At 59.4% G+C, this 12,660-nt stretch carries 12 protein-coding genes; 5 read left to right on the forward strand and 7 right to left on the reverse strand.

The features are described 5' to 3' along the window. Positions 1 to 59 precede the first annotated feature (59 nt). Entirely contained in the window at positions 60 to 728 is a 669-nt protein-coding gene (locus tag BK660_RS19560) for a polysaccharide lyase family 7 protein (protein ID WP_123434678.1), read from the forward strand. A 112-nt stretch (positions 729 to 840) separates the two neighbouring features. Here BK660_RS19560 and fba read toward each other — a convergent pair whose 3' ends face one another. The 6 genes from fba to tkt form a co-directional block, all read right to left on the reverse strand. Continuing rightward, positions 841 to 1,905, reverse strand: a complete 1,065-nt coding sequence (gene fba / locus BK660_RS19565; RefSeq protein ID WP_007945427.1) for a class II fructose-bisphosphate aldolase — start codon at positions 1,903 to 1,905, stop codon at positions 841 to 843. A 306-nt stretch (positions 1,906 to 2,211) separates the two neighbouring features. After that, positions 2,212 to 2,544 carry an MliC family protein gene (locus BK660_RS19570; protein ID WP_123434679.1) on the reverse strand — a complete coding sequence of 111 codons (333 nt, stop codon included), beginning with the start codon at positions 2,542 to 2,544 and terminating at the stop codon, positions 2,212 to 2,214. A gap of 56 nt (positions 2,545 to 2,600) precedes the next feature. Beyond that, on the reverse strand, positions 2,601 to 2,822 hold the full coding sequence (locus tag BK660_RS19575) for a hypothetical protein (protein WP_123434680.1): 222 nt from the start codon (positions 2,820 to 2,822) through the stop codon (positions 2,601 to 2,603). A gap of 34 nt (positions 2,823 to 2,856) precedes the next feature. Continuing rightward, positions 2,857 to 4,020: a phosphoglycerate kinase gene (locus BK660_RS19580; RefSeq protein ID WP_123434681.1), complete on the reverse strand. Its 1,164-nt coding sequence runs from the start codon at positions 4,018 to 4,020 to the stop codon at positions 2,857 to 2,859. Positions 4,021 to 4,037: 17 nt separating this feature from the next. Then, entirely contained in the window at positions 4,038 to 5,099 is a 1,062-nt protein-coding gene (epd, locus tag BK660_RS19585) for an erythrose-4-phosphate dehydrogenase (RefSeq protein WP_123434682.1), read from the reverse strand. A gap of 152 nt (positions 5,100 to 5,251) precedes the next feature. After that, positions 5,252 to 7,249, reverse strand: coding sequence for a transketolase (gene tkt / locus BK660_RS19590; RefSeq protein ID WP_123434683.1), 1,998 nt, complete (start codon positions 7,247 to 7,249; stop codon positions 5,252 to 5,254). A 273-nt stretch (positions 7,250 to 7,522) separates the two neighbouring features. Here tkt and BK660_RS19595 point away from each other — a divergent pair, with 273 nt between their 5' ends. The 4 genes from BK660_RS19595 (at position 7,523) to BK660_RS19610 (ending at position 12,087) form a co-directional block, all read left to right on the forward strand. Then, a complete protein-coding gene (locus BK660_RS19595) occupies positions 7,523 to 8,518 on the forward strand; it encodes an ArsR/SmtB family transcription factor (RefSeq protein ID WP_123434684.1) in 996 nt (331 codons plus the stop codon). 18 nt (positions 8,519 to 8,536) lie between these two features. Beyond that, the gene (gene metK, locus BK660_RS19600; protein ID WP_123434685.1) at positions 8,537 to 9,727 is read left to right on the forward strand and encodes a methionine adenosyltransferase; all 1,191 of its coding nucleotides are present in this window, start codon (positions 8,537 to 8,539) and stop codon (positions 9,725 to 9,727) included. Positions 9,728 to 9,920: 193 nt separating this feature from the next. Continuing rightward, positions 9,921 to 11,594 (forward strand): NAD-dependent DNA ligase LigB, encoded by a 1,674-nt coding sequence (ligB, locus tag BK660_RS19605; protein WP_123434686.1) that lies wholly within the window; start codon positions 9,921 to 9,923, stop codon positions 11,592 to 11,594. Positions 11,595 to 11,691: 97 nt separating this feature from the next. Then, the gene (locus BK660_RS19610; RefSeq protein ID WP_123434687.1) at positions 11,692 to 12,087 is read left to right on the forward strand and encodes a DUF1090 domain-containing protein; all 396 of its coding nucleotides are present in this window, start codon (positions 11,692 to 11,694) and stop codon (positions 12,085 to 12,087) included. A 59-nt stretch (positions 12,088 to 12,146) separates the two neighbouring features. Here BK660_RS19610 and BK660_RS19615 read toward each other — a convergent pair whose 3' ends face one another. Next, positions 12,147 to 12,596 carry a c-type cytochrome gene (locus tag BK660_RS19615; protein ID WP_123434688.1) on the reverse strand — a complete coding sequence of 150 codons (450 nt, stop codon included), beginning with the start codon at positions 12,594 to 12,596 and terminating at the stop codon, positions 12,147 to 12,149. Positions 12,597 to 12,660: the final 64 nt, after the last annotated feature.

Here is a 12,660-nt window from a genome sequence, read left to right on the forward strand (position 1 = left end):
ATGCGCGTGCTAGAGCATCTGGCACGTGCGTGCAGCAAAAATTTGTGGAAGCTTTGTCTATGATCGATCTCGCAACCTGGAACCTCAGCGTTCCCGTTGGCAATCCGCCGTATACCGTTGAAACCGCCAAACTGGTGGACGGCTTCAAGGACCAATACTTCCACTCCGACACCGGCACGTTGTTTTTCTGGGCACCGGTCACCGGCTCTAAAACAGCCAATGCAAAGTATCCCCGCACTGAACTTCGCGAAACCTACAGCAACGGCACTTTGCGTAATTGGCTCTATCCGGACGCGGACAACTCCCTTCGCGCGACGCTGGCGGTGAACCAGGTGCCGAGTTCAGGGAAGATCGTTATCGGCCAGATTCACGCTTATGAAAGTCAAAAGCCTTTGGTGAAACTTGAGTATCAGTACAAGACCAGCACCTCTACCGGCAACATTGTCGCCAAAGTGCGCATGCATCCGGATGACGGTGAAGGTCGGGTGATCACCATCGCCACCGGCGTGAAGATGGACCAGGAGTTTTCCTACCTCATTCACCTGAGTCCTGGCGGTGCATTGGGCATCAGCGCGGCAGGCTACCAGTGGGACACCAACATCAGCGCGACGTGGCGCGACAAGCCGCTGTATTTCAAGGCTGGGGTCTATGTGCAAGACCACACCGGGTACACCAGCGAAGGCGGCAAAGTAACGTTCAGCAAGCTGGACATTGATCACGACAAGTAAAAACTCCTGTAGCAGCGTAGGACGGCAAACGAGCCACGCTCAGTAGCCTATTTTCAGGCATTAAAAAACCCGCCTCTCGGCGGGTTTTTATGCAACTCAAACACGAAAGGTCTTAGTTAACCTTAGCGTTCAACTCACCCTTCAAATACCGCTGATACATCCCTTCCAACGAGATCGGCTTGATCTTCGAAGCATTACCCGCGGTACCAAACTGGTTGTAACGGTCGATGCACACATCACGCATCGCGGTCACAGTCGCGCCGAAGAACTTACGCGGATCGAACTCGCTCGGGTTGGTGGCCATCAGGCGACGCATCGCACCGGTGGATGCCAGACGCAGGTCAGTGTCGATGTTGACCTTGCGCACGCCGTGCTTGATGCCTTCAACAATTTCTTCAACCGGTACGCCGTAGGTCTCTTTGATGTCGCCGCCGTACTGGTTGATGATCGCCAGCCACTCTTGCGGAACCGAAGAAGAACCGTGCATCACCAGGTGGGTGTTCGGGATGCGTTTGTGGATTTCTTTGATGCGGTCGATGGCCAGTACGTCGCCGGTAGGCGGCTTGGTGAACTTGTACGCGCCGTGGCTGGTGCCGATGGCGATTGCCAGGGCATCAACCTGAGTGCGTTTGACGAAGTCAGCGGCTTCTTCCGGGTCGGTCAGCATTTGGCTGTGATCCAGAACGCCCTCAGCGCCGATGCCGTCTTCTTCACCAGCCATGCCGGTTTCCAGCGAACCCAGGCAGCCCAGCTCGCCTTCTACCGAAACGCCGCAGGCGTGAGCCATGGCCACGGTTTGTTGGGTAACACGCACGTTGTAGTCGTAGTCAGTCGGGGTCTTGCCGTCTTCGCCCAGGGAACCGTCCATCATCACCGAGCTGAAGCCCAGTTGGATGGAGCGCTGGCAGACGTCAGGGCTGGTGCCGTGGTCCTGGTGCATGCACACCGGGATGTGCGGGAATTCTTCGATCGCGGCCAGGATCAGGTGGCGCAGGAACGGGGCGCCAGCGTATTTGCGAGCACCGGCCGAAGCCTGGACGATCACCGGAGAGTCAGTCTTGTCAGCGGCTTCCATGATGGCGCGCATCTGCTCAAGGTTGTTGACGTTGAAGGCTGGAACGCCGTAGCCGAACTCGGCTGCGTGGTCCAACATCTGGCGCATGCTGATAAGTGCCATTGTGTGTGTCTCTCCCGGTTTGGGTCGTTAATCGTGCCAGCCTGCCGTAGCGGCGGCGGCTATTCAAGTTATTGCAGATCGGGGGTTGGTCCGGGCTGCGAATTCGGTACTGCCAAAAGCCAAGTAACGCTCATACCTTGTGGCGAGGGGGCTTGCCCCCGTTCGGCTGCGAAGCAGTCGTAAACAGGACGATGCGGTTTAACTGAAACACCGCATCTACTGGCTTCGGGAGCGCTTCGCACTCCAACGGGGGCAAGCCCCCTCACCACAAAAGCCCGCTCCCACACCAGGTCCGTGGTGTGTCAATTACTGCGCTTTACAACCGCGGCCAATCAAATCATTGGTGGCGACCCAGTACACCAGGCCTTCCTCACCTTTTACGTGAAACGCCAGCATGTCATTGCTGTACAGCGAACCTTCGGCGCCCGGCTCCTGTTTCAAGCGGTACACCTGATCGGCCCCGCCGAGGCGCACGTCGACTTCCTTGCGGCTGTCGTCGGTGTAGCGCCACAGCACTTTGGCCTGGCTGTCGCAGGTCCAGGTGGTCCAGTTATCCACAGGGGTGGACGACTGGAACAGGTTCAACTGAGCGCAACCGGCCAGCAACGCCAACGCCGTAACGGCGATAAAACCTTTCATCCATGTTCCTCGACTGACGGCGCACGCCGCCAGCCCTGAGTAATGAGTCAGACCCGTCAAGGACAACCATGTTCCTTGGCGGGTGTCTGTGTCTCGTATTTATCCAGGCCATCGGGTCCGGAACGCTTGTTGAGCACAGGATTGGTTTCCGCTTGCCAGTCGGCCTGGTAGCAGCCTTTTTCCTGCGACTGCGGCGCAGGCTCCGGCTTGGCTTTCGGGTTACTCCCGCAAGCCGCCAGCATGCCCGCTGCGATCAACAGCGTTAACGTCTTGACCATGTAAACACTCCTTCGCCTGGTCAAATGGGCGGCCTCAGGCTTTCGCCCGGCTTTCCAGGACTTCAACGGCTGGCAGCACTTTGCCTTCGACGAATTCGAGGAACGCGCCGCCGCCGGTAGAAATGTAGGAGATCTGCTCGGCAACGCCATATTTATCGATGGCCGCCAGGGTGTCGCCGCCGCCCGCGATGGAGAACGCCGAGCTTTCCGCGATGGCCTGGGCCAACACTTTGGTGCCGTTGCCGAACTGGTCGAATTCAAACACGCCGACCGGGCCGTTCCACAGAATGGTCTTGGACGACTTCAACAGCTCGGCGAAATTCGCTGCGGTCTGCGGGCCGATGTCCAGGATCATGTCGTCGGCAGCCACGTCAGCGATCAACTTGACGGTCGCAGTGGCGCTCTCGGCGAATTCCTTGGCAACTACAACGTCGACCGGCAATGGCACGCTGACTTTGGCGGCGATTTCGCGAGCGGTGTCCAGCAGGTCCGGTTCGTACAGGGATTTGCCGACCGGGTGACCGGCAGCGGCCAGGAAGGTGTTGGCAATGCCGCCGCCAACGATCAGCTGGTTGCAGATCTGGCTCAGGCTGTTGAGTACGTCGAGTTTGGTCGAGACCTTGGAGCCGGCAACGATGGCAGCCATTGGCTGGGCCGGGGCGCCGAGGGCTTTGCCCAGTGCGTCCAGCTCGGCAGCCAGCAACGGGCCAGCGGCGGCGACTTTGGCGAACTTGGCCACGCCGTGGGTCGAACCCTCGGCACGGTGAGCGGTGCCGAAGGCGTCCATCACGAACACGTCGCACAGGGCGGCGTATTGCTGGGCCAGTTCGTCCGCGTTCTTTTTCTCGCCCTTGTTGAAGCGCACGTTTTCGAACAGCACGATGTCGCCGGCTTTCACGTCGACGCCGCCCAGGTAATCGGCGACCAGCGGCACTTCGCGGCCCAGGGCCTTGCTCAGGTAGTCAGCCACTGGCTTGAGGCTGTTCTCGGCCGAGAATTCGCCTTCGGTCGGACGGCCAAGGTGCGAGCAGACCATCACGGCCGCGCCTTTCTCCAGGGCCAGCTTGATGGTCGGCAGCGAGGCCAGGATTCGCGCATCGCTGGTGACAACACCGTCCTTGACTGGGACGTTGAGGTCTTCGCGAATCAGTACGCGCTTACCTTGCAGATCGAGGTCGGACATCTTCAACACGGTCATGGGTCGCAATTCCTGAGTTACTGTTTTGGAGAAGCTGTTGGAGTAGCTGTTTGCAGATAGTGTTCTGCAACGTCCAGCATTCGGTTGGCAAACCCCCATTCGTTGTCGAACCAGGCCAGGATGTTCACCAGCCGCGGGCCGGAAACTCGAGTCTGACTGGCATCGACAATCGCCGAATGTGGGTCATGGTTAAAATCACAACTGGCGTGAGGCAACTCGGTGTAAGCCAGAAGGCCTTTGAGCGGGCCAGTGGTGGCGGCCTCGCGCAGAATCCGGTTGACCTCGGTGGCGTCGGTGTCGCTGACGGTCTGCATCGTAATGTCGAGGCAAGACACGTTAACCGTCGGCACCCGTACGGCTTTGGCCTGAATTCGCCCGGCAAGTTCCGGCAGCAGGCGCTCGATGCCACGCGCCAGACCGGTGGACACCGGGATCACCGACTGGAACGCCGAACGGGTGCGTCTAAGGTCTTCGTGGTGATAGGCGTCAATCACCGGCTGATCGTTCATCGCCGAGTGAATGGTGGTAATCGACACGTATTCCAAGCCAATGGCCTGGTCCAGCAGACGCAACAGCGGCACGCCGCAGTTGGTGGTGCAGGACGCGTTGGACACCAGCAGTTCGTCGCCGGTCAGGCAATCCTGGTTCACGCCGTAGACGATGGTGGCGTCGACATCCGCCTCGCTGGCCATCGGCTGGGAAAAAAGCACACGCGGTGCGCCGGCGTCGAGAAAGCGCTGGCCATCGGCACGGGTGTGGTAAGCGCCGGAGCACTCCAGCACCAGATCGACGCCCAACGACGCCCAATCGATGCCTTCGGGGGTGGCACTGCGCAGGACCTTCACGCAGTCGCCATTAATATGCAGACAATCGCCGTCAACCCGCACTTCGCCGGGAAAACGCCCGTGAGTGGAGTCGAAGCGTGTCAGGTATTCGATGCTGGCCATGTCAGCCAGATCGTTGATCGCGACAATTTCAAACCCGGCCTTTTCGCCTCGCTCAAACAACGCACGCAAGACGCAACGACCAATCCGGCCGTAGCCGTTGAGTGCAACTTTGTAAGGACGCGGTTGAGGCATGGGGTTCTCGATTACCGTGGTGAATCTGTCAGTTTTGTATTGCCTGGACCGGCGCTATCGCGAGCAGGCTCACTCCTACATGGGCAATGTAAAACCCTGTAGGAGTGAGCCTGCTCGCGATGGCGTCAGAACAGGCAATACATCACCTGAACTTAGTCTTCCAGCAGCTCTTCAGCCTGACCCAGGATGTTTTCCAGGGTGAAGCCGAACTCTTCGAACAAGGCAGGCGCAGGCGCCGACTCGCCGTAGGTGGTCATGCTGATTACGCGGCCTTCCAGGCCCACGTACTTGTACCAGTAGTCCGCGTGAGCGGCTTCGATGGCGATACGGGCGCTGACCTGCAACGGCAGAACCGCTTGCTTGTAGTCGGCGTCCTGAGCATCGAACACGCTGGTGCAAGGCATCGAGACAACGCGCACTTTGCGACCTTGCTCGGTCAGTTTGTCGTACGCCTGAACCGCCAGGCCTACTTCAGAACCGGTGGAGATCAGGATCAGCTCAGGCTCGCCGTCGCAGTCCTTCAACACATAACCGCCACGGGCGATGTCGGCGATTTGCAGGGCGTTGCGATCCTGGTGCTGCAGGTTCTGACGCGAGAAGATCAGCGCCGAAGGGCCGTCCTTGCGTTCCAGAGCCAGCTTCCAGCACACGGCCGATTCAACGGCGTCGGCTGGGCGCCAGGTGTCGAGGTTCGGCGTGCTGCGCAGGCTGGTCAGTTGCTCGATTGGCTGGTGAGTCGGGCCGTCTTCGCCCAGACCGATGGAGTCGTGGGTGTAGACGAACACCACGCGCTTCTTCATCAGCGAAGCCATGCGTACCGCGTTGCGCGCGTATTCCATGAACATCAGGAAGGTCGCGCCGTAAGGCACCAGACCGCCGTGCAGGGCCACGCCGTTCATGATCGCGCTCATGCCGAATTCGCGAACGCCGTAGTACATGTAGTTGCCGCTGGCGTCTTCAGCCGAAACACCTTTGCAACCTTTCCACAGGGTCAGGTTGGAACCGGCCAGGTCAGCGGAGCCGCCCAGCAGTTCAGGCAACAGCGGGCCGTAGGCATTCAGTGCGTTCTGGCTGGCTTTACGGCTGGCGATGGTTTCGCCCTTGGCCGCGACTTCAGCGATATAAGCCGAGGCTTTTTCCGCGAAGTCGGCCGGCAGTTCGCCGCTCAGGCGACGCACCAGTTCGTTGGCCAGCTCAGGGAATTCAGCGGAGTAAGCAGCGAAGCGCTGATCCCACTCGGCTTCGGCCGCTTTACCGGCTTCCTTGGCGTCCCACTCGGCGTAGATATCAGCCGGGATTTCGAACGGACCGTGGTTCCATTTCAGTGCGGCGCGGGTCAGAGCGATTTCCGCGTCACCCAACGGGGCGCCGTGGCAGTCTTCTTTGCCTTGCTTGTTCGGCGAACCGAAACCGATGGTGGTCTTGCAGCAGATCAGGGTTGGCTGATCGCTTTTGCGCGCGGTTTCGATTGCTGTCTTGATCTCTTCCGGATCATGACCGTCGACGTTGCGGATCACTTGCCAGTTATAGGCTTCGAAGCGCTTCGGCGTGTCGTCGGTAAACCAGCCTTCGACTTCGCCGTCGATGGAGATGCCGTTGTCATCATAGAAAGCGATCAGCTTGCCCAGGCCCAACGTACCGGCCAGAGAGCCGACTTCGTGCGAAATGCCTTCCATCATGCAGCCATCACCCAGGAACACGTAGGTGTGATGGTCGACAACGTTGTGGCCAGGACGGTTGAACTGCGCGGCCATGACTTTTTCTGCCAGGGCAAAACCTACGGCGTTCGCCAGGCCTTGGCCCAGTGGACCGGTGGTGGTTTCAACGCCTGGGGTGTAGCCGAATTCCGGGTGACCCGGGGTGCGGCTGTGCAGTTGGCGGAAGTTTTTCAGGTCATCGATCGACAGGTCGTAGCCGGTCAGGTGCAGCAGCGAGTAGATCAACATCGAACCGTGGCCGTTGGACAGCACGAAGCGGTCACGGTCAGCGAACGATGGATTGCTCGGGTTGTGCTTCAGGTAGTCACGCCAAAGTACTTCGGCGATATCCGCCATACCCATAGGGGCACCGGGATGGCCGCTGTTGGCTTTTTGCACGGCATCCATGCTGAGGGCACGAATGGCGTTGGCACGCTCACGACGGCTGGGCATCGCTGTTCTCCTGCGGATATTGAATCGAGAGTGAATAAAACGAATCGGAAAAAAGGCGAGCATTTTCCCTCACCGGGCCGCCTCGGGGCAATGACAGATAGTCATCTGGAGGCGTTTTTCCATGTGATAACGGCGGTTTCGACGGGTGAAACCTTTCCGCTGTCCATTTGTTGACAGAACCTGACGTCGAGAAGTGCCATCTATCGAGCAATATCAAAACTTTTTGATATTGCTCTTGCAGTGATTTCGACCCATCACTAGACTGCTGGCCTTATGAATTTACGCGTGCCTTCCATTCAACATGACGATTGCGACGAGCTGGCGGCCCTCTGCAAGGCCGGCGGCGACCCTCTGCGTCTGAATGTATTGCGCGCCCTGGCCAACGATTCGTTCGGCGTACTGGAACTGGCGCAGATCTTCGGCATCGGCCAGTCCGGCATGAGTCATCACCTCAAGGTACTGGCCCAGGCCGACCTGGTGGCGACCCGCCGTGAAGGCAACGCGATTTTCTACCGTCGCGCCCTGCCCCACACCGACCTGCTGGGCGGCAAGCTGCACGCCGCCCTGCTGGAAGAAGTGGACAACCTGACCCTGCCGGCTGATGTGCAGTCGCGGATCGGTCAGGTACACGGACAACGAGCGGCGGCCAGCCAGGACTTTTTCTCACGGGTTGCGGAGAAATTTCGCGCCCAGCAAGACTTGATCGCCGGCCTGCCGCAATACCGCGAAAGCGTGGTGGCCTTGCTCGACAAGCTGGGTTTCGGCAACGGCGCCACGGCCATTGAAGTCGGCCCCGGTGACGGCGAGTTTCTGCCGGAACTGGCGCGCCGCTTCACTGAAGTCACCGCGCTGGACAACAGCCCGGCGATGCTCGAACTGGCGCGCCAGGTCTGCGAACGTGAAAAGCTGGCTAACGTCAGCCTGCAATTGGCCGATGCATTAAACGGTGTCAGTCTTCAGGCCGACTGCGTTGTACTGAACATGGTATTGCACCATTTCGCCGCGCCGGCCGAAGCGCTCAAGCACATGGCCGACTTGCTGCAACCGGGCGGTAGCCTGCTCGTGACAGAGTTATGTAGCCACAACCAGAGTTGGGCCAGGGAGGCCTGCGGTGATCTCTGGTTGGGGTTTGAACAGGACGATTTGGCCCGTTGGGCCACCGCTGCGGGACTCGTTCCCGGGGAAAGCCTCTATGTAGGCTTACGTAATGGTTTCCAGATCCAGGTCCGCCATTTTCAGCGACCGGCTGGCGACACTCACCATCGGTAAATTCAGGAAAACATCGAGATGAGCGAATACTCCCTCTTCACCTCCGAGTCCGTGTCTGAAGGACATCCGGACAAAATCGCCGACCAGATTTCCGATGCGGTGCTGGACGCCATCATTGCTGAAGACAAGTTCGCCCGTGTGGCGTGCGAGACTCTGGTAAAGACCGGCGTTGCAATCATCGCCGGTGAAGTGACCACGTCGGCCTGGGTCGACCTGGAAGAAATCGTGCGTAACGTCATTCTGGACATCGGCTACAACAGCTCCGATGTCGGCTTCGACGGCGCCACTTGCGGTGTGATGAACATCATCGGCAAGCAGTCCCCAGACATCAACCAGGGTGTTGACCGTGCCAAGCCTGAAGATCAGGGTGCCGGCGACCAGGGCCTGATGTTCGGCTACGCGAGCAACGAGACCGACGTGCTGATGCCAGCACCGATCACCTTCTCGCACCAGCTTGTGCAACGCCAAGCCGAAGCCCGTAAATCCGGCCTGCTGCCTTGGCTGCGCCCGGACGCCAAGTCGCAAGTGACTTGCCGTTACGAAGGCGGCAAGGTTGTCGGTATCGACGCCGTGGTTCTGTCGACCCAGCACAACCCTGAAGTGTCGTACAAAGACCTGCGCGAAGGCGTGATGGAGCTGATCGTCAAGCACGTACTGCCTGCCGAACTGCTGACCAAAGACACTCAGTTCCACATCAACCCGACTGGCCAGTTCATCATCGGTGGCCCGGTTGGCGACTGCGGCCTGACCGGTCGCAAGATCATCGTCGACAGCTACGGCGGCATGGCCCGTCATGGTGGCGGCGCGTTCTCCGGTAAAGATCCATCGAAGGTTGACCGTTCGGCTGCCTATGCCGGTCGTTACGTGGCCAAGAACATCGTCGCTGCCGGCCTGGCCGAGCGCTGCGAGATTCAGGTTTCCTACGCGATCGGTGTTGCCCAGCCTACGTCGATCTCGTTGAACACCTTCGGCACCGGCAAAATCAGCGACGACAAAATCGTCAAACTGGTTCGTGAAGTGTTCGACCTGCGTCCATACGCAATCACCACCATGCTCGACCTGCTGCACCCGATGTACCAGGAAACCGCTGCGTACGGCCACTTCGGTCGCACCCCGGCGACCAAGACCGTGGGCGAAGACACCTTCACCACGTTCACCTGGGAAAAAACCGACCGCGCCGACGACCTGCGTCTGGCTGCTGGCCTGTAAGACTTCCCCGGCGGTACCCAAAGCCCTGCACGGTTCGCCGTGCGGGGCTTTTTATTGTCGCCCCTGTGGGAGTGAGCCTGCTCGCGATGAGGCCCGCCCGGCCACCCCCGAAACACCAGGCAAAACACCCACCCTGCCCGCCCGAAAATTTTTACTAGCCTTCAAGCACTCCACTTGAGCAAGGACGCTCACGATGCTGCTGCGCCTCTTTTCCGCTGTCTTCCTGACTTTGTTTTGCCTGAACTCAAACGCTGCCGACTGCCCCGACTGGCCACCCGCCCGTGCCCAAGACGAAATCAACGCCCTGCAAAAACAGATCGACCTCTGGGACGACCATTACCACCGGGGCGGACGCTCACTGGTCGCCGACGAAATCTACGATCAGTCCCGCGCACAATTGATCGAATGGCGTGAGTGCTTTGACTTGGGCCTGGCACCCGAACCCTTGCGCACTGCCAGTGGCAAGATCGCCCACCCCATCGCCCACACCGGTCTGGACAAACTCCGTGATGGTCACGCTGTGGAAAACTGGCTGCGCGATCGCAAGGACATCTGGATACAACCCAAGATCGATGGGGTGGCCGTCACACTGGCCTATCGCAATGGCATGCTGCATCAAGCGATCAGTCGTGGCGATGGCATCAATGGTCAGGACTGGACGGCCTCGGCGCGACTGATCCCCGGCATTCCCCGACAACTCGCACAACCTGTGGATATGCTGGTGCAGGGAGAACTCTATTGGCAGTTGACCGACCACATACAAGCCAAGGCCGGCAGCCTCAATGCACGCTCCACCGTAGCCGGTCTGATGGCGCGCAAAACGCTCGCCCCAGAACACGCCGCCAATATCAGGTTGTTTGTCTGGGACTGGCCACAAGGCCCGGCCAGTCTGCCGGAACGAATCGCTGCTCTGGATGAACTGGGTTTCCCGAGCACTGCATCTTATAGCCAACCCATACAGACATTGGCCGACGCCCAACAATGGCGCGATCACTGGTATCGCTCGCCCCTGCCGTTTGCCAGTGACGGTGTCGTCCTGCGCCAAAGTCAGCGACCTTCGGCCGAACGCTGGCAGGCGAAATCACCCCACTGGGCCGTCGCCTGGAAATACCCTTTCGCACAGGTGCTGGCCGAGGTGCGAAAAGTCGACTTCAAGGTCGGGCGCACGGGTCGAATCACACCGGTGCTGAACCTCAAACCGGTGACGCTCGATGACCGGCAGATCAAACGCGTGAGCGTCAGCTCCCTGCAGCGCTGGGAGAAACTGGACATCCGCCCCGGCGATCAGGTGTCCATCAGCCTGGCCGGACTGACCATTCCCAGGCTCGACAGCGTTGTGCATCGCGGCACCGAACGCCCCGAACTGAATATTCCGCTAGCGGCCGATTACCATCAATTGAGTTGCTGGCAACCTACGCCGGGGTGCGAGAGCCAATTCCTCGCACGACTGACCTGGCTCAGCGGCAAGCAGGGACTGGCCTTGCCTCATGTCGGCCCCGGCACTTGGGAGAAACTTTTAGAAACAGGCCGCCTGAATAGCCTTCTGGATTGGTTGACCTTCGACGCTCAAGAGCTTGCTACCATTAACGGCTTCGGCGAACGCAGCAGTGCTCGTCTTTTAAACAGTTTCAACAGTGCTCGACAGCGCCCCTTCAGTCGTTGGCTGAAAGCCTTGGGTTTACCGCCGACGGGTCAGGCACAACTTGCCGATTCGTGGCAGGCGCTGGCGAGCCGAAACACAGAACAATGGCAGGCTGAAACCGGTATCGGCCCGGGACGCGCGGCGCAATTGAGCGCGTTTTTCCGCGACCCGCAGGTCCTGGCCTTGAGTGAAACATTACGGGTTGCCGGGATTGACGGTTTCTAAAGACCGGCAATCCACGGCAGCCGGGAACCCCCAAGGACCGATACGCTCCAACGCCCATTGCCACACAGACCCGCTTGCCTTTGCACATGGAGCTTTTATGAAATTTCTTTCACCGCTCGCCCTGTTGACCCTTTGCAGCGTGCTGGCCGCTCCACTGATGGCGGCTGAAGAAGCGCCGGAACTGACCGGCTGCGCCGCCAAGAAACAGGGCATCATCAACCAGATCGAACTGGCCAAGTCACACGGCAACGCCGATCAGCAAGCAGGCCTGGAAACCGCCTTGAGCGAAGTCACGGCGCATTGCACAGACGCTTTGCTGAAGAAAGAACGGGAAAACAAAGTCCTCGACGCCAAGCATGAAGTCAGCAAACGTCAGGCCGACCTCGACAAAGCCATGAAGAACGGCGACCCCGACAAGATCAACAAGCGCAAAGACAAACTCGCCGAGTCTCGCAAGGAATTGCAGGACGCGCTCGACGAACTGGATAAGTAGCCTTGGTAGTGATCGTTCCCACGCTCCGCGTGGGGAACGATCATCTAGCCAAGCGAGAATCAATGATCCCGAAACTGTTTATGGCAAGCACTGCAGGCATCTTCGACTTTCTGCACCGCCGGCCCCAGGTTGCTGGCCTTGTAAGGCTGAACCTGGCTGGCGATCACCAATTCACCGGTGGCAGCTTCAAGGTTGCGGGACATTTCCTGAAAACGAGCCTGCTGTTGCCAGACAGTGTCCTTGGCGCTGGTGTGATCTTCTTCGCGCACCTGTGGAAAATGTTTCCACGGCTCATGGGACAGCGCATCGAGTTTCACGGCGCCGTCGGCGAATTTCTGACCATCGAACGGAATGCGGCCACGCAGCATGCCGCCCAGGTCTTCGCCGGTCTTGAGCATCTGCTTGAAGATCGCCTTGCGCTGACCCAACGGCGAATTCGGGTCTACGCCGCCGCAAGCGGACAACGTCAGGCAGGCCAGCAATACAACAGAAAGTCTTTTAAGAGTCATGGTGGCTTCAGGTCACGGGAAACGGCGGCCAGTATCCTCGCGTCATCGACAAAGACCAATAGCC

It is taken from the genome of Pseudomonas brassicacearum (assembly GCF_003732265.1).
Classification (GTDB): Bacteria; Pseudomonadota; Gammaproteobacteria; order Pseudomonadales; family Pseudomonadaceae; genus Aquipseudomonas; species Aquipseudomonas brassicacearum_D.